The sequence below is a fragment of the Stutzerimonas tianxiuensis genome (genome assembly GCF_053470365.1).
On record NZ_JBPVWS010000010.1, the window covers coordinates 179839 to 205383 of the forward strand.

Annotated in this window: 16 protein-coding genes; 9 read left to right on the forward strand and 7 right to left on the reverse strand. The window is 62.4% G+C overall.

Annotation, left to right across the window (positions count from 1 at the left end; all coding sequences use genetic code 11):
* Window positions 1-44: 44 nt before the first annotated feature.
* The gene (locus tag ACSSNI_RS14540; RefSeq protein ID WP_200638362.1) at window positions 45-470 is read left to right on the forward strand and encodes a DUF192 domain-containing protein; all 426 of its coding nucleotides are present in this window, start codon (window positions 45-47) and stop codon (window positions 468-470) included.
* A 157-nt stretch (window positions 471-627) separates the two neighbouring features.
* Here ACSSNI_RS14540 and ACSSNI_RS14545 read toward each other — a convergent pair whose 3' ends face one another.
* The gene (locus tag ACSSNI_RS14545) at window positions 628-1095 is read right to left on the reverse strand and encodes an Lrp/AsnC family transcriptional regulator (RefSeq protein ID WP_148926831.1); all 468 of its coding nucleotides are present in this window, start codon (window positions 1093-1095) and stop codon (window positions 628-630) included.
* A 239-nt stretch (window positions 1096-1334) separates the two neighbouring features.
* Here ACSSNI_RS14545 and ACSSNI_RS14550 point away from each other — a divergent pair, with 239 nt between their 5' ends.
* The 7 genes from ACSSNI_RS14550 to ACSSNI_RS14580 all read left to right on the forward strand — a co-directional run bounded on the left by ACSSNI_RS14550 (window position 1335) and on the right by ACSSNI_RS14580 (window position 14149).
* Window positions 1335-4805: an indolepyruvate ferredoxin oxidoreductase family protein gene (locus ACSSNI_RS14550; RefSeq protein ID WP_448259539.1), complete on the forward strand. Its 3471-nt coding sequence runs from the start codon at window positions 1335-1337 to the stop codon at window positions 4803-4805.
* Window positions 4806-5040: 235 nt separating this feature from the next.
* Window positions 5041-6132: a Glu/Leu/Phe/Val dehydrogenase dimerization domain-containing protein gene (locus ACSSNI_RS14555; protein WP_102837862.1), complete on the forward strand. Its 1092-nt coding sequence runs from the start codon at window positions 5041-5043 to the stop codon at window positions 6130-6132.
* 105 nt (window positions 6133-6237) lie between these two features.
* Entirely contained in the window at window positions 6238-7641 is a 1404-nt protein-coding gene (locus ACSSNI_RS14560) for a sodium-dependent transporter (RefSeq protein WP_200638366.1), read from the forward strand.
* A 333-nt stretch (window positions 7642-7974) separates the two neighbouring features.
* Window positions 7975-8655, forward strand: a complete 681-nt coding sequence (gene maiA / locus ACSSNI_RS14565; protein WP_200638368.1) for a maleylacetoacetate isomerase — start codon at window positions 7975-7977, stop codon at window positions 8653-8655.
* 79 nt (window positions 8656-8734) lie between these two features.
* A complete protein-coding gene (locus tag ACSSNI_RS14570) occupies window positions 8735-10195 on the forward strand; it encodes a sodium-dependent transporter (protein ID WP_200638370.1) in 1461 nt (486 codons plus the stop codon).
* A 277-nt stretch (window positions 10196-10472) separates the two neighbouring features.
* Window positions 10473-12362, forward strand: coding sequence for a methyl-accepting chemotaxis protein (locus tag ACSSNI_RS14575; RefSeq protein ID WP_200638371.1), 1890 nt, complete (start codon window positions 10473-10475; stop codon window positions 12360-12362).
* Window positions 12363-13465: 1103 nt separating this feature from the next.
* A complete protein-coding gene (locus ACSSNI_RS14580; RefSeq protein ID WP_200638372.1) occupies window positions 13466-14149 on the forward strand; it encodes a type 1 glutamine amidotransferase domain-containing protein in 684 nt (227 codons plus the stop codon).
* 13 nt (window positions 14150-14162) lie between these two features.
* Here the strand turns inward: ACSSNI_RS14580 and rimA are convergent, their stop codons facing one another.
* From rimA to phhA, 4 genes are all read right to left on the reverse strand, one after another.
* Complete coding sequence (rimA, locus tag ACSSNI_RS14585) at window positions 14163-14981, reverse strand: S6 modification regulatory phosphodiesterase RimA (RefSeq protein ID WP_200638373.1); 819 nt, start codon at window positions 14979-14981, stop codon at window positions 14163-14165.
* Between the two features lie 344 nt (window positions 14982-15325).
* Entirely contained in the window at window positions 15326-16522 is a 1197-nt protein-coding gene (locus ACSSNI_RS14590) for an amino acid aminotransferase (protein ID WP_200638374.1), read from the reverse strand.
* Window positions 16519-16875: a 4a-hydroxytetrahydrobiopterin dehydratase gene (locus ACSSNI_RS14595; RefSeq protein ID WP_102837853.1), complete on the reverse strand. Its 357-nt coding sequence runs from the start codon at window positions 16873-16875 to the stop codon at window positions 16519-16521. The genes ACSSNI_RS14590 and ACSSNI_RS14595 overlap by 4 nt, the downstream gene beginning before the upstream one ends.
* Window positions 16876-17028: 153 nt before the next feature.
* Entirely contained in the window at window positions 17029-17814 is a 786-nt protein-coding gene (gene phhA / locus ACSSNI_RS14600) for a phenylalanine 4-monooxygenase (protein WP_200638375.1), read from the reverse strand.
* 268 nt (window positions 17815-18082) lie between these two features.
* Here phhA and ACSSNI_RS14605 point away from each other — a divergent pair, with 268 nt between their 5' ends.
* On the forward strand, window positions 18083-19639 hold the full coding sequence (locus tag ACSSNI_RS14605; RefSeq protein WP_200638376.1) for a sigma-54-dependent transcriptional regulator: 1557 nt from the start codon (window positions 18083-18085) through the stop codon (window positions 19637-19639).
* Between the two features lie 143 nt (window positions 19640-19782).
* On the opposite strand, the gene ACSSNI_RS14610 is transcribed toward ACSSNI_RS14605, so the two are convergent.
* Window positions 19783-23955 carry a CheR family methyltransferase gene (locus tag ACSSNI_RS14610; RefSeq protein ID WP_200638377.1) on the reverse strand — a complete coding sequence of 1391 codons (4173 nt, stop codon included), beginning with the start codon at window positions 23953-23955 and terminating at the stop codon, window positions 19783-19785.
* 164 nt (window positions 23956-24119) lie between these two features.
* Window positions 24120-25496: an L-serine ammonia-lyase gene (locus ACSSNI_RS14615; RefSeq protein ID WP_200638379.1), complete on the reverse strand. Its 1377-nt coding sequence runs from the start codon at window positions 25494-25496 to the stop codon at window positions 24120-24122.
* Window positions 25497-25545 lie beyond the last annotated feature (49 nt).

Genomic DNA, 25545 nt, shown 5'->3' on the forward strand with positions numbered 1-25545 from the left:
GCCGACTCACCACCCAGGGCTTGATTACCAGAGGTCAATTATCGATGCGTATTGTTTTGCAGGCGCTGCTCGTCGCCGTGGTTGGGCCAGCCATCGTCCATGCCAGCGAGCCGCTTCTTGGCCTTCAGGTGGGCGGCGCCAGGATCGAGGCCGAGTACGCCCGCTCTCCCGCCGAGCGTGAACGCGGCTTGATGGAGCGCACCGAGATGGCTGCCGACCACGGCATGCTGTTTCGCTTCGATGACTTTCGTCGTCACTGCCTGTGGATGAAGAACACACCGCTACCGCTGTCGGCTGCGTTCATGGACGAGCAGGGACGCATCGTCGATGTGATCGATCTGGAACCGTTGAGTAAGGCGATTCGCTGCTCAAGCGAACCGGCCCGCTATGCGCTGGAGGTCAATCAGGGATGGTTCGAACGCAACGGGATCGAGGTCGGCGAGCAGGTGCGCGGGATACCGGGCCAGTAGCCGTTCGCGCTGGTGATATTTCGTGACGCCTCTGTTGCGGTTGAATGCTGGTGGAAAAGGCTGTGGCCGTTTTCCACCCTACGTTGGGGCGGCGCTGCGTTGTAGGGTGGATAACGGCTCTGCCTTATCCACCATGGCCATTACGCCTCAGCGGCCATCAATCCAACGGCAACTCCGTGGTCCGCTTCACTTCACTCATTGCAATGTGCGAATGCGCTTCCTGCACATGCGGGCGTTGCAGCAGGTGGTCGCGCAGGAAGCGTTCGTAGCTGTCGATGTCCTTGGCCACGACCTTGAGCAGGTAATCCGATTCGCCGGCCATGGTGTGACACTCCAGCACTTCGGGATAACCCACCACGGCGCGCTCGAATTCGTCGAGGTTGCTGCGCCCGTGAGCGGACAGCTTGATGTTGACGAACACCGTCATGTTCAGCCCGAGCTTCTTGGGGTTGAGCAGAGCGACCTTGCGCTCGATCAGCCCTTCTTCCTGCATGCGGTGGATGCGTCGCCAGCAGGGTGATTGCGACAGCTCGACCTTTTCCGCGACCTCGGCGGCGGAGAGGTCAGCGTTATGTTGCAGCAGCAGCAAAATCTTGCGGTCGATGCTGCTCAGAGGCGTCTGCATGGTTGTTCTCATTTTGTTGTTGTTAGTGAATGGATCATGCACGCGATAGCGCTTACACCGCAAAAGTAGAAAGAAAATCTCTCCTTGTCACAGCCAGAATTTATCCAACGCGCAACGGTGGGGTGATCCCCTGCCGGTCGCTGGCGTGGGACGGCTTACCGTGCAGCTACCCACGACCTTGTTAGGCGGACGACGTAAAGCGTCGTCCAGACTCCGATAAAAACAAACAGGAGCGCCACATGTCACTGGCCGAGATCCGCCTGGATGACAAGTACCGGCTCGCAACCGGACATCTGTACCTCACCGGCACCCAGGCGCTGACCCGCCTGCCCATGCTGCAGCATCAGCGCGACCAGGCTCAGAACCTGAATACCGGTTGCTTCATCTCCGGCTACCGCGGCTCGCCATTGGGCATGCTGGACAAGAGCCTCTGGGACGCGCGTGATTTCCTCAAGCAGAACGCCATCCATTTTCAGCCCGGCCTCAACGAGGAACTGGCGGCGACGGCAGTCTGGGGCAGCCAGCAGACCAACCTGTTTCCCGGCGCCAAATACGACGGCGTGTTTGCCATGTGGTACGGCAAGGGCCCGGGCGTCGACCGCTCCGGTGACGTCTTCAAGCACGGCAATGCCGCGGGCGTTTCGCCCCATGGCGGCGTGCTGCTGCTGGCCGGTGACGACCACGGCTGCAAATCCTCGACGCTGCCTCACCAGAGCGAGCACGCCTTTATCGCTGCCTCGATCCCGGTGCTGAACCCGGCCAACGTTCAGGAAATTCTCGACTACGGCATCATCGGCTGGGAGCTGTCGCGCTATTCCGGCTGCTGGGTAGCGCTCAAGACCATCGCCGAGAACGTCGATTCCTCCGCCGTGGTGGAAGTCGATCCGCTGCGGGTGAAGACGCGCATCCCCGATGACTTCGAACTGCCTGAAGACGGCGTGCACATTCGCTGGCCGGACCCGCCGCTGGCGCAGGAAAAACGCCTCAACCTCTACAAGATCTACGCCGCGCGGGCCTTTGCGCGGGCCAACAACCTGAACCAGGTGATGCTCGACTCGCCGAACCCGCGTCTGGGCATCATCACCACCGGCAAATCCTATCTCGACGTACGCCAGGCGCTGGATGACCTCGGTCTGGACGAAGCGCTGTGCGCCCAAGTGGGCCTGCGGGTGCTCAAGGTCGGTATGAGCTGGCCGCTGGAGCCGGTCTCGGTGCATGAATTTGCCCAGGGCCTGGACGAGATCTTGGTGGTCGAGGAAAAGCGCAGCATTCTCGAAGACCAGCTCACCGGCCAGCTCTACAACTGGCCGCTGGACAAGCGCCCACGGGTGGTCGGCGAGTTCGACGAGCACGGCACCTCGCTGCTGCCGAACCTCAGCGAGCTGACCCCGGCGATGATCGCCAGGGTCATCGCCAAGCGCCTTGCGCCGATTTACACCAGCGACAGCATCCAGGCGCGTCTGGCATTCCTGTCTGCAAAGGAAAAGGCCCTGGCCGCGCGCAGCTACGACACCGTCCGCACGCCGCATTACTGCTCCGGTTGTCCGCACAACAGTTCCACCAAAGTGCCGGAGGGCAGCCGCGCCTCGGCCGGCATCGGCTGTCATTACATGGTGCAGTGGATGGACCGGCGCACCGAAACCTTTACCCAGATGGGTGGGGAGGGCGTCAACTGGATCGGCCAGGCGCCCTTCACCGAAACGCCGCATATGTTCCAGAACCTCGGCGATGGTACTTACTTCCATTCCGGCAGCCTGGCCGTGCGCGCTGCGGTGGCCGCCGGGGTGAACATCACCTTCAAGATTCTCTACAACGATGCCGTGGCCATGACCGGTGGCCAGCCCATTGACGGCGAGTTGCGCGTCGACCAGCTCAGCCGGCAGGTCGCCGACGAAGGCGTCAAACGTATCGCCCTGGTCAGCGACGAGCCGGACAAATACCCGACCCGCGAAACCTTTGCGCCGATCACCAGCTTCCACCATCGCCGCGATCTGGACGCCATCCAGCGCGAGCTTCGCGAGTTCAAGGGCGTGTCGGTGATCATCTACGACCAGACCTGTGCCACCGAAAAGCGCCGTCGGCGCAAGCGCGGCAAGCTGGAAGATCCGGCCAAGCGTGCCTTCATCAACCCGGCCGTGTGCGAGGGCTGCGGCGACTGCGGCGAGAAGTCCAACTGCCTGGCAGTGATGCCGCTGGAAACCGAACTGGGGCGCAAGCGCGAGATCGACCAGAACGCCTGCAACAAGGACTTCTCCTGCGTCGAGGGCTTCTGCCCGAGCTTTGTCACCGTGCACGGCGGCGGGCTGCGCAAGCCCGAGGCCATGGCTGGTGGTATCGAGGCGGCGACATTGCCCGAGCCACAGCACCCGTCGCTGGATCGTCCGTGGAACGTGCTGATTCCAGGCGTCGGCGGCAGCGGCGTGACCACCCTCGGCGCGCTGCTGGGCATGGCCGCGCATCTGGAAGGCAAGGGCTGCACCGTGCTCGATCAGGCCGGGCTGGCGCAGAAGTTCGGCCCGGTGGTGACGCATATCCGCATCGCCGCCAAGCAGGACGATATCTATGCCGTGCGCATTGCAGCCGGTGAAACCGATCTGCTGCTGGGCTGCGATCTGGTGGTGGCCGCCGGTGACGATTCGCTCACCCGCCTCAATGATCAGATCAGCCATGCGGTGATCAACAGCCACGAATCGGCGACCGCCGAATTCACCCGCAACCCCGATGCTCAGGTGCCGGGCAAGGCCATGCGCGAGGCGCTGGTCGAGGCGGTTGGCGAAGAGAAAACCCATTTCATCGATGCGACCTACCTGGCCACTCGCCTGCTGGGCGATAGCATCGCCACCAACCTGTTTCTGCTGGGCTTTGCCTATCAGCAGGGTTTGTTGCCGCTGTCTGCCGAAGCCATCGAAAAGGCCATCAGCATCAACGGCGTTGCCGCGGAGTTGAACCAGCAGGCCTTCCGCTGGGGCCGCCGCGCATCGCTGGAGCGCGAAGCGGTGGAGAAACTGGCGCGTCCGGCTGAAACGGCCGAGCCCATCTGCCAAACCCTGGAAGAGATCGTCGACTGGCGTGTGGATTTCCTCACTCGTTACCAGAACGCCGCCTATGCCAAGCGGTATCGCGCCAAGGTGAAGCAGGTGCGGGCGCTGGATACGGCTGATGATCTGGCGCTGTCCAAAGCCGTGGCGCGTTATTACTTCAAACTGCTGGCCTACAAGGACGAGTACGAAGTCGCGCGGCTCTACAGCGAGCCGGAATTCCGTCAGCAGCTCGAAGCGCAGTTCGAAGGCGACTACAAGCTGCAGTTCCATCTGGCGCCGGCCTGGTTGGCCAAGCGTGACAGCACCACTGGCGAGCCGCGCAAGCGCGAACTCGGCCCTTGGGTGCTGAACGCCTTCAACGTGCTGGCGAAACTGAAGTTCCTGCGCGGGACGCCGTTGGACGTGTTCGGTTATGGCCACGACCGGCGTGTCGAACGCGAGCTGATCAGCGAGTACGAGCGCAACCTCGACGGCCTGCTGGCGCAACTGAAGCCGAGCAACTACCGCACCGCTGTGGCCATCGCCGCGCTACCGGAACTGATCCGTGGCTATGGCCCGGTGAAAGAGCGCTCCATTGCCAAGGCACGCCAGCAGGAAAAGGTGCTCAAGGAGCAGCTGAACCGCGGCGACGAGGTGCAGACCGTGCGGCTGTTCGAACCGGCGGCCTGACCGCCGGCGCTGGGCGCTCGTCGAGCGGGCCAGAGTTGTTCGGTGGGCTAAAGCCCACCCTACAAAACCGCCCGCGGCGATGAAGACGCACTCGTAGGGTGGGCTTCAGCCCACCATTCGCCGATGACATACGCCTCGGAGGCCCAGCCTACAAACGCGACCGGATACGCCGCACAGAACATTTTGAAGGGGCCTGAATGACAGGCTCGTACAGAACAACAAAGAGGAATCCGCAATGTCCGTTTTCACCCATCCCGATTTCGATCACCACGAGCAGGTCGTCTTTTGCCACGACAAGGCGTCGGGGCTGCGCGCGATCATCGCCATCCATGACACCACGCTCGGCCCGGCGCTGGGCGGCTGCCGGATGTTCCCCTATGCCAGTGACGACGACGCGGTGCGTGACGTGCTGCGTCTGTCTCGTGGCATGACCCTGAAATCCTCGCTGGCCGGGCTCAAGCTTGGCGGCGGCAAGGCGGTGATCATCGGCGACCCGCACGCCGGCAAGAGCCAGGCATTGCTCCACGCCATGGGTGATTTCGTCGACAGCCTCGGCGGACGCTACATCACGGCGGCCGACTCGGGCACCGGTGAGCCGGAAATGCAGGCCTTCGCCCAGCGCACCCGCCACGTTATCGGCGCCACACCGCGCACCACGCTCGATGGCACTATCGCCAGCGGCGACCCGTCGCCGTCCACGGCACTCGGTGTGTTTGTCGGCCTGCGCGAAGCAGTGCGTCAGCGCCTCGGTCGGGACGACCTGACTGGCCTGAAGGTCGCCATCCAGGGCGTCGGGCATGTCGGGCTCGGGTTGGCTCGTCATCTGAAGGACGCCGGCGCCGAGCTGTGGGTCTGCGACATTTTCGATGCCAACGTGCAGCAATCCGTCGAAGAGCTGGGCGCCAACGCGGTGCGGCCACACGACATCTATGGCCTGGACGTAGATGTGTTCGCGCCCTGCGCCATGGGCGGCATTCTCAACGCCGAAACCTTGCAGAGCCTGCGTGCCCCGGTGATCGCCGGGGCGGCGAACAACCAGCTGGCGAGCCCGGAAATAGGCGTCGAACTGCAGCGTCGCAATCATCTCTACGCGCCGGACTACGCCATCAATGCCGGCGGCATCATCGACGTCTATTACCAGCGCATCGGCGGCAGCCCGGCACAGACGGACGCGCACGTTCGAGGCATCGCTGAAACCCTGCGCGAGATCTTCGAGCGCGCCGCCAGCAGTGGTGAGTCCACGTCGGTCGTCGCCGATCGGCTGGCCCAGGAGCGCCTCGGCGGCCAGCACGCGGTGCAGAAGCACCCACAGCGCCTGCAGGCGTAACGAGCATGAGGGCGGCCCAGGGCCGCCCGTTTTGTTTTCGGCAGCCCGAGTTGTTCTGCCGAGCATGTGCAAATCCCTGACAAAAACAACAAGCAGGAATCCGCAATGACTGACAAAAGCAGCATTGCCGCCGGCTCTCTCGGTGGCGTTCATACTCAGCAAAGCGCGGCGCGTGGGCTCTGGTCCTCACGCTGGGTGTTCTTCCTGGCCGCCACTGGCTCGGCGGTCGGCCTGGGCAATATCTGGAAGTTCCCCTACATCACCGGTGAGAACGGCGGCGGCGCCTTTGTGCTGGTGTACCTCGGTTGCATTCTGCTGATCGGCATCCCTTTGCTGATGGCCGAAGTGATGATCGGCCGTCGTGGTCGGCAGAACCCCGATGACGCGGTGGCGCGTCTGGCCCGTGAGGCGGGCGCCAGTACTCGTTGGCGCATTGCCGGTTGGCTCGGTGGATTGACCGGTTTCCTCATTCTCAGCTTCTACCTGGTGGTGGCTGGTTGGGCGCTGTCCTATGTGCCGACCACGCTCAGCGGCGCTTTCGGTGGTGTGAGCGGTGACACCAGTGGTGAGATGTTCAATGGCCTGTTGGCCAGCCCGATGCGGCTGATCGTCTGCGGCACGCTGGTGCTGGCAGCGACCATGCTGATTGTCGGCTTTGGTGTGCGCGGCGGGCTGGAGCGCTCGCTGCGGTTCCTCATGCCGGGTCTGTTCGTGCTGTTGCTCGGGCTGGTCGGCTATGCCGCGGTCACGGGCGAATTCCTGCAGGCGCTGGAATTTCTGTTTGTGCCGGATTTCTCCGCACTGACCGCCACCAGTGTGCTGATCGCGTTGGGGCATGCCTTTTTCACGCTCAGCCTCGGTGCCGGGGCGATGATGGTCTATGGCTCCTATCTGCCCGAAGGCACCTCGATTGCCAAGACCTCCGTGCTGGTGGCGCTGGCTGACACCGTCGTTGCACTGTTGGCCGGTATGGCGATCTTCCCGTTGGTGTTCGGCAACGGCCTGGAGCCGGGCGCCGGACCTGGGCTGATCTTTGTCACCCTGCCAATCGCCTTTGGTCAGATGCCGCTGGGCCAGGTGGTCGGTGGGCTGTTCTTTGTCATGCTGGTGATTGCGGCGCTGACCTCGGCCATCTCCCTGAGCGAACCGAGCATCGCCTGGATGACCGAGCGCTTCCGCATGAGCCGTACTAAGGCGGTACTGATCAGTGGAGGCCTGCTCTGGATGCTGAGTCTGGGCAGCGTCTTCTCCTTCAACCTCTGGGCGGACTACCAACTGTTCGGCAAGACCTTCTTCGACAGCCTCGACTACCTCACGACCAATTGGCTGATGCCCTTGGGCGGGTTGATGACCGTGCTGTTCACGGGTTGGGTGATGAAGGAGCAAACGGTACGCGACGCCATTGGAATTCGGGACGGCGGACTGTTCCGCGCCTGGTGGGTGCTGCTGCGCTTCGGCACCCCGCTGGCGATCGTGCTGGTGTTCCTCAACCTCAGTGGGCTGATTTAGCACAAGTCTTGCGCTGACCTCGGTGCCCAGCGTCCGGCGCTTGAAGCGATGCGGTGCGGCGAGCTGTCGCACCCGGTTGTCAGGTTTTCGTTACGCGGAAAATGTCGCAACCTTGCAGCCCGGCGCTCGCAAAGGGCCGTAACGAAATCCTTCCAGGCTGAGCTACCTTAAGGTGCCAGCCGCGCTACCGGCGGGCTTGTGCGGCGGGTCCGAGTGGTTTGTCATGGCGGCGGCCAAGCCACTCCTTAGGCCTTGCTGTCTGCTTTGTTCAGCAGGGCTGCCGGGATGGTCAAAGGATTTGCCCGCCACAGAGAACCACGTACTGGGAGCGTTATGAGCAGTGAAACAACCACAACGGCCGGTTCGTCGCCCACGCTGAGGCTCTACGGCTACTGGCGTTCCAGCGCCGCCTATCGCGTACGCATCGCGTTGAACCTCAAAGGCCTCGCCTTCGAAAACATGCCGGTGCATCTGGTCAAGGACGGCGGCCAGCAACGCTCGGCCGACTACAAGGCGCTCAATCCGCAGGGGCTGGTGCCCTTGTTGGTCGATGGCGACGAGCGTGTCAGCCAGTCGCTGGCGATTATCGAATACCTGGAAGAGGTCTTTCCGCTTCCGGCTTTGCTGCCGGATGATCCGGCCGACCGTGCCCGGGTGCGCTCGCTGGCGCTTCATATCGCCTGTGACCTGCATCCGCTGAACAATTTGCGGGTGCTGCAGTACCTCAGCGGCCCGCTGGGCATCGGGGACGAGGCGAAACAGCAATGGATCCAGCACTGGATCCATACGGGCCTCGCCAGCGTCGAGCAGGGCTTGGCGGCCTACGACGGCAAGCTCTCACTCGGCAAACGGCCAGGCTATCTGGAGGCATGCCTGGTGCCGCAGGTATACAATGCGCGCCGTTTTGCCTGTGACCTCAGTGCGTACCCGCGCATTTTGCAGATGACCGAGCAGTGCGAATCCCTCGAAGCCTTTGCCAACGCAGCTCCGGAGGTGCAGCCCGACGCTCAATAGGTTCATCCGCCTTGCACTCCGTCGCGCCACAAGCGCGGCGGGTTCGATTCCGTCACAGATAACAACAAACAGGTGACGCATGACCCGTGAAAAACCCAAGAACCTCTGGCTCTCCCGCTGGGGCTTCATCCTCGCCGCGACCGGCTCTGCAGTCGGCTTGGGCAACATCTGGAAATTTCCCTACATCACCGGCGAGTACGGCGGCGGCGCGTTCGTGCTGATGTACCTGGCGTGCATTCTCGCCATCGGTATTCCAGTGATGATGACCGAGATCGCCATCGGCCGTCGCGGCCGCGGCAGCCCCATCGACGCGATTGGTCGGGCGGCGCGTGAAAACGGCAGCAGCCCGTTGTGGAAAGGCGTCGGCGGCATGGCCATGGCGGCCGGCTTCCTGATTCTCTGTTTCTACGTGGTGGTCGCCGGCTGGGCCTTTGCCTATACGGTGAAGATGCTCGACGGCTCGCTCGCGGCGGGCTCCGTGGACGATCTGGCGCAGGTGTTCGAGGCGCACAACGCTAATGCCCTGCAGCTGGGTGGCTGGAGCCTCCTCGTAGCGCTGTTGACGCTGTGGATCGTCGCCAAGGGCGTGCAGGCCGGCATAGAGCGCGCGGTGCGCTGGATGATGCCGGGCCTCGCGGTGATGTTGCTGATTCTGGTGGGTTACGCCTTTACCAGTGGCGGCTTCGATCAGGGCTTCGCTTTCCTGTTCAGCTTCGACACCTCCAAGCTCACCGGTGAAGCGCTGCTGGCCGCGCTGGGCCATGCCTTCTTTACCCTGAGCCTGGCGTCCGGCGCCATCCTGACCTACGGCTCCTATATCCCGGATGGCCAGTCCATCGCGCGGACCACCTTCATGGTCGCGATTGCCGACACGGCGGTGGCGCTGCTGGCAGGGCTGGCGATCTTCCCGATCATCTTTGCCAATGGTATGGACCCGACCGCCGGGCCCGGACTGATCTTCATGAGCCTGCCGCTGGCCTTCCAGCAGATGCCGTTCGGCACGCTGTTCGGCGTGCTGTTCTTCGCCATGGTTTCGATTGCCGCGTTGACCTCGGCCATCTCGATGATCGAAGCCACGGTGGCCTACCTCAACGAGAAGCACGGCATCAGCCGCGTCAAGGCCGCCATGGGCGCGGGTGCGGTGCTGCTGGTGATCAGCCTGCTGGCGATGCTCTCGTTCAACCTGATGGCTGGCTGGACGCCGCTGGGCAAGAACTTCTTCGACTGGCTCGATTACCTGACCTCGCGCTGGATGATGCCACTGGGCGGGATCTTCATCGTGATCTTTGCCGGCTATGCGCTGCGCAGCGAGATCATGCGTGAAGAGCTGGATCTGCCGCCGCTGGGGTATGCGCTCTGGCTGTTCATGGTGCGCTACGTCTGCCCGGTGCTGATCACCATGGTCTTCCTGCACGCCCTCGGCTGGCTGGGCTTCGATCCTCTGGTGCGCTGGTACTGGATTGTCGGAGCCGTGGTGGTGCTGACCCTCCTCGGTGAGGGGTTGCGCCCGCGGGTCATGCCGGCTTTGGCAGGACGCTGAGTTCGGCAATATTGCTCGCTGATTAACAAAACGGCATGCCTGCAGGGCATGCCGTTTTTGTTTGCAGGCTGAACACAGGGGCGCCCTCAAAAAGCCATGCCGCTCGTCTGAAAGCCGTAATGGTTTACGGCAAAAAGCCCGGCTGGCGGGGCCTGTGGGCTGATTCGATTAGAGGGTGCCTCAAGCTTGAGCCCCTCCGGCCGAAAGCACGTGCTAGCAGGACGCTACGCAAGGAAAGGATTGCCGATTCGATCCAGACCTATCCGGACACGCGCCCATGCCTAGCCGTCTCAAATTCAGCCACAAGATTCTGTTGGCTGCGTCACTCGTCGTGATCGCGACGTTCGCCCTGTTCACGCTGTACAACGATTACCTGCAACGCAGCGCCATTCGCCAAAACCTCCAGCGTTATCTGGACGAGATGGGCGAGGTGACTGCGCACAACATTCAAAACTGGCTGTCCGGCCGCATTCTGCTGGTCGAAAGCGCCGCACAGTCGATTGCCAACGACGATTCGGACGCCGGTGTAGTCGATCTGCTGGAGCAGCGGGCACTGACCTCGACCTTCAACTTCACCTATCTGGGCGAGCAGAGCGGCCGTTTCACCATGCGTCCGGAAGACGAGATGCCTGCCAACTACGACCCTCGCGTTCGGCCCTGGTACAAGGACGCAGTGTCCGCCGGCGGTACAACCCTGACCGAACCCTATGTCGATGCGGCTACCGGAGAGCTGGTCATTACCATTGCCACACCGGCACAAAGCGCCGGTCAGACCGTCGGTGTGGTGGGTGGTGATCTGGGGTTGAAGGCATTGGTGGAGATCATCAATGCGCTGGACTTCCAGGGCATGGGCTATGCCTTCCTGGTCAGCGGTGACGGCAAGGTGCTGGTCCATCCCGACAAGAACAAGGTGATGAAGACCCTGGCTGAGCTCTATCCAGAGAGCACGCCGTCGCTGACCAGTGGCTACAGCGAGGCAGAACTCGACGGTGAAAAGCGCATCCTCAGCTTTAGCCCCGTCCCTGGCCTGCCCTCGGTGACCTGGTATGTCGGTGTATCGGTGTCCAAGGAAAAAGCCTACGCCGCGCTGTCCAGCTTCCGTACCACAGCGTTGTTGGCCACGGTGATTGCCGTGGTGTTCATCCTGGTGTTGCTGGGCATGCTCATTCGCGTGCTGATGCGCCCGTTGACCGACATGGGTCGGGCCATGGCCAACATTGCAGAAGGCGAGGGCGATCTGACCCGCCGCTTGATCGTGCAATCGCAGGACGAATTTGGTGTGCTGGCAATGGCCTTCAACCGTTTCGTAGAGCGTATCCACGGCTCCATCCGGGAAGTGTCATCGGCGACCGAGCAGGTCAACGAAGTGGCGCAGCGCGTGCTGGCCGCCTCCAACTCCTCGATGATCAACTCCGACGAGCAGTCCAGCCGCACCAACAGTGTGGCCGCCGCGATCAACCAGCTCGGCGCCGCCGCGCAGGAGATCGCCCGCAACGCAGCCGACGCTTCGCAGCAGGCCAGCGGTGCCAGCCACCAGGCCGAAGACGGCCTCAAGGTGGTCGAGCGCAACATCGAGGCGATGAAGCAGCTGTCGAACAATATCAGTGCCTCCTGCCAGCAGATCGAGGCCCTCAATAGTCAGACCGTTGGCATCGGCCAGATACTTGATGTGATCAAGGGCATCTCCGAACAGACCAACCTGCTGGCGCTGAACGCTGCTATTGAAGCGGCGCGTGCCGGTGAAGCCGGGCGGGGTTTCGCGGTGGTCGCCGATGAAGTGCGCAGCCTGGCGCACCGCACCCAGACCTCGGCGCAAGAGATCCACGGCATGATCGAGAAGCTGCAGGTCGGTGCCCGCGACTCGGTGAGCACCATGACCGAGAGTCAGCGCCAGAGCGAGGCCAGCGTCGGCATTGCCAACCAGGCCGGCGAGCGCCTGGGCAGTGTGACTCTGAGCATCGGTGAGATCGACGCGATGAACCAGTCGGTGGCCACTGCGACCGAGGAGCAGACCTCGGTGATCGAGTCGCTGAACATGGACATCACCGAGATCAACACGCTGAATCAGGAGGGCGTGGAGAACCTGCAGTCCACGTTGCGGGCCTGTGGTGATCTGGAACAGCAGGCGGCGCGGTTGAAGCAGTTGGTGGGGAGTTTTCGGATATGATCCGGGGTTGATGAAAAGGGCGCTTCGGCGCCCTTTTTGTTTTGACGAGTTTGCGTTGCCGTAGGGGCTTGGAATAAGGAGTGGTCATCCCGTTGGCCGGGTTGTTTCAGGCATTGGTTTCGCCCTGCTGGGCGAGTCCCTTTTGGCAGTCGCCCCAAAAGGAACCAAAAAGTCTTGCCCCTGCATCCGGGTCTCGCTGCGCTCGACTTCCCTCAGTCCATCGCTGCTCCGAAGGGTCGCCGCGCAAGGACCATCCATGGCCCTTCACGGCTCTCGCGGCATCCATGCCGCTCGCCCCTCTGCGCAGCGATTCCATTCGGCCTCCTGAAAGGGGCGTTTAGCGTCGTCTGAGAGTTTTGCGTCTACAAAAGTGCCACAGGCGTAGTCCTGATGACTGTCACCGGCGCAAGCGATCCGAGCTCATGGGTAATCCTGAGTGCCGGGGCAGACCGTGCGGCGAAGCGGTTGACGAATGAAGGCTTGTAGTTAGTACTCGAAGCCTGCCAATCGCCCTTGGCCGTAAGCGGTACTGATTACACGTCCAACTTAGTTGCGCTGCACCGTAGCATGGGCGAGGCCCATCGCCCATGCTTGATGGGATGCCCCGTCCTACTAGGGCTGGGCACCTTGCTTCTCTGCTGACGAACCAACTCACAGACGCCGCTAAACGCCCCTTTCAGGAGGCTGAGCGCAGGTGGCGCGGAGGGGGTTGAGCGGCAAGGATGCCGCGAGAGCCGCGATGGGCCATGGATGGCCCTTCGCGGCGTGCCCCCGGAGCGTCACCGGAGTGAAGGAACCCCGGCGAAGCCGGGGCCGGATGCAGGGGCAAGCGTTTTTGCTTACTTTTTTGGCAACTGAATAAAGTGAGTCGCCCAGCAGGGCGAAACCAATGCCTCGGCCAACTCCGTAATAGGCCGCATGCACAAGCTAAAAAATCTTCGCGAGCAAGGACTCGACGTCTCCCTCGCTCTTACGAAAAGCAACGAGGCATCAGGCTTCACGGCTTTGCCGCCGCCAATGCCAATTGACCGATTCCCCCCTCCCACGGTCCAGATAAACCAAGGCCCCGCCAATCCCGGGCCACCCGACCACAGGAGACCCTCATGAAAGTCCTCATCGTCCTCACATCCCACGACAAACTCGGCGACACCGGCAAGCCGACCGGCTTCTGGCTCGAAGAATTCGCCGCCCCTTACTATGTGTTCAAGGATGCCGGCGCCGAGATCGTATTGGCCTCACCCAAGGGTGGCCAGCCGCCGCTGGATCCGAAAAGTGATGCGCCGGATGCTCAGACCGAGATGACCAAGCGTTTCAAGAACGATGCCGAATCCCAGGCACTGCTGGCCAACACCCGCAAGCTGGACGAGGTATCGGCAGCGGACTTCGATACGGTGTTCTACCCCGGTGGCCATGGACCATTGTGGGATCTGACCGGCAACTCGACCTCCATCGCCCTGATCGAATCCTTCATCCAGGCGCGCAAGCCAGTGGCGGCCGTCTGCCATGCGCCAGCGGCGCTGGTGCAGGTGCGCGGCGTGGACGGCGAGTATCTGGTCAAAGGCAAGCGCGTCACCGGCTTTACCAACACCGAAGAGGAGGGGGTGCAGCTCACCGAGGTGGTGCCCTTCCTGCTGGAAGACAAACTCAAGGAGGTCGGCGGCGACTACAGCAAGGGCCCGGACTGGTCGTCCTATGTGCTGGTCGATGGCCTGCTGGTTACAGGCCAGAACCCGGCGTCCTCGGAAGAGGCTGCCCGTGAGTTGCTCAAACTGTTGAAGGCCGGCTGAGCCTCGCTCGGCTCTACAGTCCGTTCGGCCATGCCAGGGAATCGGCGTGGCTGCAGGTCTCGAACAGCGGTTTGCTGAACAGATAGCCCTGCATCAGGCTGATGCCCAGGTCGCGCAAGGCCTTGCATTCGTCCGATGTTTCCACGCCCTCGGCGATCACCTGAATGCCCAGTTCGTTGCACATGCCCACCGTGCCGCGGACGATAGCCTGGCGCGTGTGGCTCTGGTCGATGCCGCGGATCAGGTCCATGTCCAGCTTGATCAGATCGGGCTGGAAGTCGGCAAGCAGGTTGAGCCCGGCAAAGCCGGCACCGAAGTCGTCGATGGCGGTGAGAAAGCCGATGCGCTGGTATTCACGGAAGACCTCGGTCAGCCACTTGGCGTCACTGATGCGCTCGCCTTCCACCGTCTCGAAAATGATCTGCTCGATGGGGAAGTTGTGCGCACGGGCAGCTTCCAGCGTCGAGCGGATGCACAGCTCCGGGCGATAGATGGCGTTGGGCATGAAGTTGATCGACAGCTTGCTCTGCATCTGGAGCTTGGCCGCGGTCTTGATGGCCTTGACCCGGCAAGCCTGGTCGAAGCGGAAGCGGTTGTCCTCGGTCACCTGCGCCAGCACGCTGGGCGCAGGTTCGCCGTTCACGCCTCGTACCAGTGCTTCGTGAGCGAAGATCTCGCGCTTGGCGATGTCCACGATCGGTTGGTAGGCGTAGCTGAAGCGAAAGCCGAGACGCTCGCCACTCGCGCAGCTGGGGCAGGCCCCATGCTCGCTGGCTGAATGGCAGGCGTATTGGTGCGGAGCAGGGTTACCGGCGGTGTTGCTATGAATCATGGGCGAGCTCGTTCGAAACCTATTGCTGAAGATAGCGGCTACCCTGGCTTTCGCTAGAGCCCGTTCGTCACCGGACCGGTCAGTCACACCGGAATAGATAGCAGGCCTATATGGTAGGCCAGAATCGACCCAGCATGATGGCCAAATGCTACGACATAAAAGCGGCGTCTGAGTTCCAGACCTTCAGAGAGGGTGCTTTACGGGCGGGTGGATGGGGCGAGACGGGCGCGCTCGGTTGGCGGTTCGCTTGACGCGCGGGGAGGGCGTTGATGTTGAACCGAGCCGGAAAACGCGGAGGCCGGTCATGTCGGCCGGCCTCCGGGCTTCGAGCGAGTGGCGTGTAATCAGCCGGTGACGCGGGCGATGGCCGCCGCCAATTGATCAAGCCGTGCAGCGTCCAGTCCGGCGATATTCGCCCGCCCGCTTTCGACCAGATACACCGCATCCTCTCGCCGCAGGCGCAGCACCTGCTCGGCGGTGAGGCCTGTGTAGGAGAACATCCCGCGTTGTTGCGCGATATGCGCAAAGCGCTCGGCCAACCCATAGGGCGCAAGCGCTTCCACCAGCCCCTGACGCAAACCGGCGATGCGCTCGCGTTTGGCGGCGACTTCCTGCTGCCAGAGCTGACGCAATTCGAGGTTGGAGAGAATCGTCGCCACTACAGCAGCACCGTGAGAAGGCGGTGTCGACCAGAGGTTACGCGCCACCGAAGCGAACTGGCTGCGCACATCGATCAGCGACTCGCCGTCAGCGGCAACCACGATCAACGCACCGGTGCGTTCGCGGTACAGGCCGAAATTCTTCGAGCAGGAACTGGTGATCAGCACTTCAGGCAATGCCGCGACAAACAGGCGGACGGCCCAGGCATCTTCATCCAGGCCGTCGCCAAAGCCCTGATAGGCGAAATCGAACAGCGGCAACAGCTCGCGGCGGCGCACGATCTCGAGTACCTGGCGCCAGTCGTCCCGGCTCAGATCGTAGCCGGTGGGGTTGTGGCAGCAGGCGTGCAGCAGCACCACGTCACCGCTGGGGATCTGCTCCAGCGCGGCGAGCATGGCCGGCACGTCCAGCCTGTTCTGCGCGTCGACGTAGGGATATTGCTCAACCTTCAAGCGGGCCGCGGCGAACAGGGTTTCGTGGATCGGCCAGGTCGGGTCGCTGAGCCAGAGGCTGCGGCCCGGCAGGCACTTGGCGATGAAATCGCCCACCAGCCGCAGCGCACCGGTGCCGCCGGGTGTTTGAGTGCAGCCAGCACGGTGTTCGACCAGCGCCGGTGAGCCTTCACCGAGCACCAGCTGCAACAGCTGCTCGCCGAACAGCGGGTCACCATGGCCGCCGATGTAGCTTTTGGTCTGTTCGCTGTCGATCAGCCGCTGCTCGGCCAGCTTCACGGCCTTGGGAATCGGCGTCAGGCCGAGGGCATCCTTGTAGACGCCAACACCGAGGTCGAGCTTCGCCGGATTGGGGTCTGCTCGATACGCATCGAGCAGACCGAGAATCGGGTCGCCGGGCACCCGTGCCACGTCAGCGAACTGTTTCACTTGCGACCCTCGGCGTTTTTCGCGACCTCGTCGGTGCGCGCGGCCATGATGAAGTCGTTGCGATGCAGACCTTTGATCGAGTGGCTCCACCAGGTCACGGTGACCTTGCCCCATTCGGTGAGCAGGCCAGGGTGGTGACCCTCAGCTTCGGCGATCTCGCCGACGGCGTTGGTAAAGGCCAGGGCGTGCTTGAAATTCTTGAACAGGAAGACCTTCTCCAGCTCCATGTGGCCGTCGCGGGTTTCGATGTTCCAGTCCGGGATCTGCTTGATCAGCTCGGCCAGTTCGTCATCGGACACCTTGGGTGCGTCGGCGCGGCAGGCTTCGCAGTGGGCTTGGGTGAGGGCAGTCATGGCTTGGTCCTTGTGGTGAGTCATAAGAGTTAAGCAGCGTAGGGTGGAAAACCGCGAAGCGTTTTCCACGCGTCTGCTTCGGTCTTCACGACGTCGAGCAACAGCGCCATCCGAAACGATGGACGCGTGGATGAGCCTTCGGGGTCATCCACCCTACGCCGCTTTAGGTGGAAACTTCGGCTGGTGCAGGCCCAGCTTCATGGCGGTGCGGACGTGGGCCATGATGTCTTCATGGGCCACGTCGAACAGCCGCTTGAGCTCCGGCAGAACGAAGTAGACCGGCTGCAGGATGTCGATGCGATAGGGCGTGCGCATGGCTTCGACCACATCGAACACCTGGTGCTCGGGTTCGTCGGAAAGGCTGTAGAGCGTTTCCTTTGGCGAGGAAAGGATGCCGCCGCCATAGATGCGACGTCCGGCTGAAGTTTCCATCAAGCCGAATTCGATGGTCATCCAGTACAGCCGCGCCAGGTAGACGCGCTCTTCCTTGGTCGCCTTGAGGCCGAGTTGGCCATAGGTGTGGGTGAATTCGGCGAACCAGGGGTTGGTCAACAGTGGGCAGTGGCCAAAGATCTCGTGAAAGACGTCAGGCTCCTGCAGGTAATCCAGTTCTTGCGGGGTGCGGATAAAGGTCGCGACCGGGAAGCGCTTGCTGGCGAGCAGCTCGAAAAAGGTCTGGAAGGGAATCAACGCCGGAACCCGAGCGACCTGCCAGCCGGTGGTCGCGTCCAGCACGCGGTTGATTTCGCCCAGCTGGGGAATGCGGTCGTGGGGCAGAGCAAGCTGCTCGATGCCGTCCAGATACTCCTGGCAAGCGCGGCCGTCTAGCAGTTTCAGCTGACGTTCAATCAGTGTTTGCCAAACCGCATGTTCAGCGTCCGGGTAGTGGGTGTGACCGTGCGCGTCCGGCTCGCGGGCAACGTATTGCGTGGCTTTCATCTGACCTCCTGAGCGGGGCGGCCGCCTGAGTCTTTGTTGTTATGGATGCCTCATCTGACCGCGGCATCCGTGCCTTGGCGAGGCCGCAGCCGGCTTGAGGGGTGACGCTAGATGCTTCTGCCCGTAACGAAATGATTACGATAGGGTCTGATCGGGCGAATATGACCTTGCTCGACGTTGTTTCTGTCAAATAATCTTGACGAAAATCAACGGTGATCGGCAGAAAGTCCGCCGCCGCTTATAACAACAAGCCCAAAGGCACCCTTGCATGCGTATCAAGATTCATTGCCAGAACCGCATTGGCATCCTCCGTGACATGCTCGAGCTGCTGGTCGACTACGGTATCAACGTGGCGCGCGGCGAAGTCGGCGGTGAGCACGGTAATGCGGTCTACCTGCACTGCCCCAACCTGATGAACCTGCAGCTTCAGGCGCTGCGGCCGAAGATCGAAGCGCTGCAAGGCGTGTTCGAGGTGCGCAAGGTCGGCCTGATGCCCAGCGAGCGGCATTCGCTGGAGCTCAATGCGCTGCTCGGCGCGCTGGAGTTTCCAGTGCTCTCCATCGACATGGCCGGTGCCATCGTGGCGGCCAACCGTGCCGCGGCGCAGCTGCTCGGGGTTCGCGTGGATGAGGTGCCGGGCATGAGCCTGTCGCGCTACGCCGAGGATTTCGATCTGCCGGAGCTGGTGCGAGCGAACAAGGCGCGCATCAACGGCCTGCGCGTTACCATCAAGGGCGACGTCTTTCTCGCTGATATCGCGCCCCTGCAGTCGGAGCACGATGACAGCGAAGCCCTGGCCGGTGCGGTGCTGACGCTGCATCGCGCCGACCGGGTGGGCGAGCGTATCTACAACGTGCGCAAGCAGGAGTTGCGCGGCTTCGACAGTATCTTCCAGAGCTCGAAGGTGATGGCCGCCGTGGTCCGTGAAGCGCGCCGCATGGCCCCGCTGGACGCGCCGCTGCTGATCGAGGGCGAGACCGGCACCGGCAAGGAACTGCTGGCGCGCGCCTGTCACCTGTCCAGCCCGCGCGGGCAGTCGCCGTTCATGGCACTCAATTGCGCCGGCCTGCCGGAATCCATGGCCGAGACCGAACTGTTCGGCTACGGCCCTGGCGCCTTTGAAGGGGCACGCCCGGAAGGCAAGCTCGGTCTGCTGGAGTTGACCACCGGCGGCACCCTGTTCCTCGACGGCGTCGGGGAGATGAGCACGCGCTTGCAGGCCAAGCTCGTGCGCTTTCTGCAGGACGGCTGCTTTCGACGGGTGGGCAGTGACGAGGAGGTCTATCTCGATGTGCGGGTGATTTGCGCGACGCAACTGGACCTGTCCGAACTCTGCGCCAAGGGCGAGTTTCGCCAGGACCTGTATCACCGCCTCAATGTGCTGTCGCTGCACATTCCACCTCTGCGTGAATGCCTGGACGGGCTGGAGCCGCTGGCGCTGCACTTTCTTGACCAGGCCAGCCGGCAGATCGGTTGCGCTTTGCCGAGCCTCTCACCGGCGGCCCTTGAGCGTTTGGCCGGCTATCACTGGCCGGGCAACGTCAGGCAACTTGAGAACACGCTGTTCCAAGCGGTTTCGCTGTGCGAGGGCGGCGTGATCAAGCCTGAGCACATCCGGCTGCCCGACTACGGGACGCCGGCACCGCTGGGCGATTTTTCGCTGGAGGGCGATCTGGGCAATATCGTCGGACGCTTCGAAAAAGCGGTGTTGCAGGAGCTGTATCAACGCCATCCCAGCAGCCGGCTCTTGGGCAAGCGGCTAGGGGTTTCGCATACCACCATCGCCAACAAGTTACGTGAGCACGGGATCGGCAAGGAGGGCTGATTGCCGCCACGGCGCAGCAAGGACCTGTAGGAGCCAGCTTGCCGGCGAATCCGGGGTGGGGCGAGGTACTGGCGTCGCGTTTGACGGCAGGATATCGAGCCGGCTCGCGCCAAGGATGAGCCGCGAGCCGTGGCCTGGCGGATCTAGTGCACGGCCTGGGTCACCGCGTCGATCAGGGCTTGCAGGTCGATCGGTTTGCGCAGGTGCAGGGTGAAACCGGCGGCTTTGGCTGTTTCCACGTCGCGCAGCGTGCCGTAGCCAGTCAGGGCGATGCTTGGCGTGTTGCTGTTAACGCCTTTGGCGCGAATCGAGGTCATCATCTTGTGGCCATCGATCTCCGGCATGCCGATGTCGGAGACGATCACGTCGAATGGCGTCTGTTCGGCCAGCTCGATACCCAGGGCGCCGCCGTTCGCGGTGGTGACCTGCGCACCTTCGCTTTCCAGCAGTTCGCACATGGTTTCGAGGATGTCGGGGGAATCATCCACCAGCAGAATGCTGATGCCAGCGAGGCCGCCGATCTCGTCGTTATTGGCCTGGTCGCTGAGTTCGATTTCGGTCTGCAAGTGGATCGGTAACCAAACGCTGAAGCGCGCGCCGCGATTGATGCCTTCGGAGAACGCTTCGATGCGCCCGTTGTGTGCTTCGACCAGCTGCTTGACCAGCGCCAGGCCGATGCCTAAGCCGTGTTTGGAGCGTTGCGCATGCTGCATTTCAGCTTGCCCGAACATGTCGAATACCTTGGGGAGGAAGTCCGCTGAGATGCCTTCACCCGTGTCGATGACGTCAAGTCTCGCCTGGTCGCCCTCGCGCTCGAGCTGAACGCAAATGCGGTCGCCACCCTTGGTGAATTTCCAGGCATTGTTCAGCAGGTTCCAGATGATCTGATCCAGGCGGGTCGGATCGGCATGGATGTAGATCGGTTGTTCGGGCTTGAACACCTCGAAGGTGACATTTTCCGTCTGAGCCAATGGCGCGAACACCGCTTCGATGCCGCGAAGCACGTCTTCGTACAGCAGGGTCGCGAACTGCAGCTTGAGTTTGCCGGTGCGGATGCGCGATACATCCATCAGGTCGTCGATGATCCGCGACTGGCTGCGAACCGCGTTCTGGATCGCCTGAATCGCCTTGCGCAGGTTCGGAGCGTGCTTCGCGACCTGGGAGCGTCCGATCAGATCGGTGTTCAGTTGGATTAGGTTCAGTGGGTGCTTGAGTTCATGCGATAGCACGGCAAAAAATTGATCCTTCTGCAAGTTGGCGGCCTGAATCAGCTCCAGCTCGCTTTGCTGCTCCGAGTTCTGCTGGCGCTCTTCGGTGAGGTCGCGGGCAATTTTGGTCAGGCCGGTGATCGCTCCATCCTGGTTGATCAGCGGATTGATCAGCCCACTGATAAAGCGCCGCGAGCCGTCGCGTCTCAGATGCCAACGCTCGTCCGCCGCTTGGCCCTGTTCCAGGGCGCGTTGCCGCTCCGCTTCGGGTACACCGGCCAGGCGATCCTCTTCGGTGTAGACCAGGTCTATGCTCTGGCCGATGATTTCCTGCTCGGTGTAGCCGAAGATGTCCTGCGCGCCGCAGTTCCATGTGGTGATCAAACCGTCGCAGTCGAAGGTGATGATGGCGTAGCCGCGGGTGCTCTGCGCAAGCTGGCGCAAGTGCGTCTGACCAGCCTCGAGCTGCTGTTCGGCATGGCGCCGTTCGGTGATATCGATGAAGGTCAGCACGGCGCCCTGAATGCGATCTTCCTGGGTCCTGTAGGGCAGGAAGCGCGCCAGGTACCAGCGGTTGTTGTCGTGGTTGCGGACCTCGCGCTCGATCAGCTGGAGCCCTTCGAACGCGCTCGCCGCATTTTCGTGTAACTGCGGGTAGTCGAGGCGATGGGTGATGTCCAGCAGCGAGCGGCCGGCGTCGGCGCTGATGACGTTGAAGATGTCGCGCGCGCGTGGGGTAAACCATTTGATGCGCATCTGGCGGTCGACAAACAGGGTGGCAATGTCAGTCGAGGAAATCAGGTTCTGCAGGTCATCGTTGATCTTGCTGGTTTCGTCGACCTTTTCCTTGAGCTCGGAATTGACCGTTGTCAGCTCCTCGTTGATCGCCTGCAGCTCTTCCTTGCTGGTTTCCAGCTCCTCGGTGGCCGAGCGAAGTTCTTCGTTGATCGCCTGCAGTTCCTCATTGGAGGCGCGCAGCTCCTCGGTGGAGTTTTCCGAGTGCTCCATGGTGACCTGCAACTGCTCCTTGGTGTGCTGCAGTTCGGCTTCGAGCTGCGTCAGGACGCTGTCCTTGGTCACGGTTTCGGCCGGTAGGCTGCTCTCGATGCAGGCCTCGACTTCGTCGAACAGCACCAACATATAGTCACTGCCCGACTCGTTGTCGCGGAACGGCCGGACCACAATGTTCACGTAGTAGTTACGGCCTTCGCGCTCCAGCCGGACACGGCGCGCCTCGATGCTCTTACCGGTGTGGGTCGCCTGATACAGCGCGGTGCGCAGCTCCAGGCGCAGCTGCGGATGGATCAATGTGGTCAGGTTGAGAGAAGGCTCGCCGCCGACATAGCGCAGGAAGCTGCCAGCGCGATCAGACATGTGCACGATCTCGCCTTCCTGATTGGCGATCACGCTGGGTGGCGCGTATTGCTCCAGGGCGCGCCGGTGGATATCGGCAAAGGAGAACTTCCGGTTGCGCCGCGACGGCTCGCTTGAGGGCAGCCGCGCCGGCATGCTTGGAGCGATGCCCTGGAAGGGGGCCGTCGGTGCGCGGCGCAGCGCTGGACTGACTTCCAGCGCGCGGTAGACGTGGTGCTTCTTGTCCACAGCGGTGAACAGCTGGCTGCAGGCGTCAGCGGTTTCCGAGCTGCCGAGAAACAGGTAGCCGCCGGGGTTGAGCGCGAAGTGGAATATGCGCAGCACTTCCATCTGGATATCCCGGTCCAGGTAGATCATCAGGTTGCGGCAGGAGATCAGGTCGAGGCGGGAAAATGGCGGGTCGCGCAGTATATTGTGGCGGGCGAAGAGCATCCGCTCGCGCAACTCCTTTTGCATGCGGAACTGGTTCTGTTCCTTGGTGAAATACCGTCGTAGCCGGTCCGGTGGCACGTCGGTGACGATGGCGTGCGGGTAGACGCCGGCGCGTGCCGTGTCCAGGGCGCGGTCGTCAATGTCGGTGGCGAATATCTGCAGCTGAATCTCGCCGCTCACCCCGCTGCTGCCGACCTGGTCGGCTAGCAGCATGCCCAGCGAGTAGGCTTCTTCACCTGTGGAACAGGCCGCCGACCAGACGCGGATGGCCTTTTCTTCCGACCCGAGCTTGCGCTGGATGATGTTCGGGATGATATTTCGTTCCAGTGCTTCGAAGGCGTCGCGGTCGCGGAAGAAGTTGGTGACCCCGATGAGCATGTCGGCGAGTAGTGCGGGAGTTTCTTCCGGGTGGTTTTGCAGATGGCGGGCATAGCTCGACATATCGCGCAAGGCGTTGACCTGCATGCGCCGCTCGATACGGCGCAACACCGTGGCTTGCTTGTAATGACGGAAGTCGTGGCCGGTGCGGGCTCGCAGGGCCGCGAGAATCTCGCGCAGCGCCAGTTCGTTGGGCTTGGATTGAGTATGCGCCTGGGCGTATTCGACCTCGCCTTCAGGAAGGTTCTTTTCCTCGATCTCACTTGGCGGCGACAGCGGATCCTTCCGGGCGAGCAAGCCTTGGAGATTCTGCGACAACCCGACCAGTCGCTGAGGAATCTCCGCCACCGGTAACACGATGTCGACCATGCCGGTCGCGATGGCGCTGCTCGGCATGGATTCGTACTCGGCATCTTCCGGCGCCTGCGCCAGGGTCACGCCGCCTTGTTCCTTGATGCGCGACAGGCCCACCGAACCATCGGCGCCGCTGCCAGAGAGAACAATGCCTACCGCATGGCTGTGATGGACGTCTGCCAGCGCGCGGAAGAACAGGTCGATGGCCACTTGGGGGCCGCGCTCACGCTCCGGTTGCTGCAGGCGCAGGTAGCTGTCATTCATCAACAGGTCCAGGGCCGGAGGGATCACGTATATATGGTTGCGCTCGATTGTTACGGCCTGCGTGACCTGTACCACCGGCATCTTGGTGACGTTCTGAATGATCTTGTCGACATTGCTCTCATGCTTGGGTGAGAGGTGCATGATCACCACGAATGCCATGCCGCAGTCGTTCGGCATGTGCTCGAAGAAGGTCATCAGGGCTTGAATGCCACCCGCCGAGGCGCCGATGCCGACCACAGGAAACTCAAGCGTGCTTCGGGTCAGAAGGCTGTTCTTGGGCGTCGATGGCTCAGGGCTGGTGCTCATCAATTCCTCTGCGTTTGTGTGGACGTTCCGGGTTGTCTAGGGGGAGACAGCCAGCCGGGCGAGGAAATTCATCCGTCAGGCATGACGCCGCCGAACGGATGATAAGGCTTTTGTGAACGTGGTTACTGCCGACGCGAAGCCTGAGTTCTGGTGCCGTGGCTGCATCAGCACTCGATGATGTTCACCGCCAGCCCACCGCGAGCGGTCTCCTTGTACTTGCTTTTCATGTCCGCCCCGGTCTGGCGCATGGTGCGGATCACCTTGTCCAGTGAGATGAAGTGCTTGCCGTTACCGCGCAAGGCCATGCGTGCCGCGTTGATCGCCTTGACCGAGCCCATGGCGTTGCGCTCGATGCAGGGCACCTGAACCAGCCCGCCGACCGGGTCGCAGGTCAGGCCAAGGTTGTGCTCCATGCCGATTTCAGCGGCGTTTTCGACCTGCTGCGGCGTGCCCCCGAGTACTTCGCAGAGGGCGCCAGCCGCCATGGAACAGGCTACGCCCACTTCGCCCTGGCAGCCAACCTCGGCGCCGGAGATCGAGGCGTTTTCCTTGTAGAGGATGCCGATGGCCGCCGCGGTCAGGAGAAAATGCACGATGCCGTCTTCGTTGGCGCCGCGGATGAAGCGCATGTAGTAGTGCAGCAGGGCCGGGATGATTCCGGCCGCGCCGTTGGTTGGCGCCGTCACCACACGGCCGCCCGCAGCGTTCTCTTCGTTGACGGCCAGCGCGTAGAGGTTGACCCAGTCGAGTACACAGAGCGCGTCACGCAGGTTGGCTTCGGGGTGCTCGCTGAGCTGACGGTAGAGGCCGGCGGCGCGGCGCTCGACTTTCAGCCCGCCGGGCATTAGCCCTTCGGTGTTGCACCCGGCCTGTACGCACTCCTGCATCACTTGCCAGATCTTCAGCAGGCCTGCTCGTGTTTGGGCCTCGGGGCGCCAGGCGGCCTCGTTGGCCAGCATCAATTGGCTGATGGAGAGGTTATGCGTGTCGCACAGTTCGAGCAGTTCGCTGGCGCTGTGAAAGGGAAAGGGCAGTGGCGTGGTGTCCTCGACGATGCGGTCATCGCCCGCAGCCTGCTCATCGACAACAAAGCCTCCGCCCACCGAATAGTATTCGCGGCTGCGCAACTGCAGCCCGGCGACGTCGAAGGCGCGAAAGATCATGCCGTTGGGGTGGAATGCCAGTGGCTTACGGATGAATTGCAGATCGTTACTGGTCTCGAATCGAATGAGTTTTTCGCCCAGCAGGCGCAGCTCGTGGGATTCGCGCATCGCTGCCATGCGCGGGGGGATGCTGCGGGTATCGATGTCCTCGGGCCGCTCACCTTCAAGACCCAGTAAAACGGCCTTGTCGCTGCCGTGGCCCTTGCCGGTGGCACCGAGAGAGCCGTACAGCTCGACTTTCAGGTGCTCGGTTGCCGCAAGCAGGTCGTCGCGTCTGAGCCCCTCGGCAAAACGTAACGCGGCGCGCATCGGCCCCACCGTATGCGAGCTGGACGGGCCGATACCGATCTTGAACAGGTCGAATACGCTGAGTGACATGGAGGGCTCCGTGGCGAACAGGCTTGTTATTCAGCCTAGACCGTCGCTG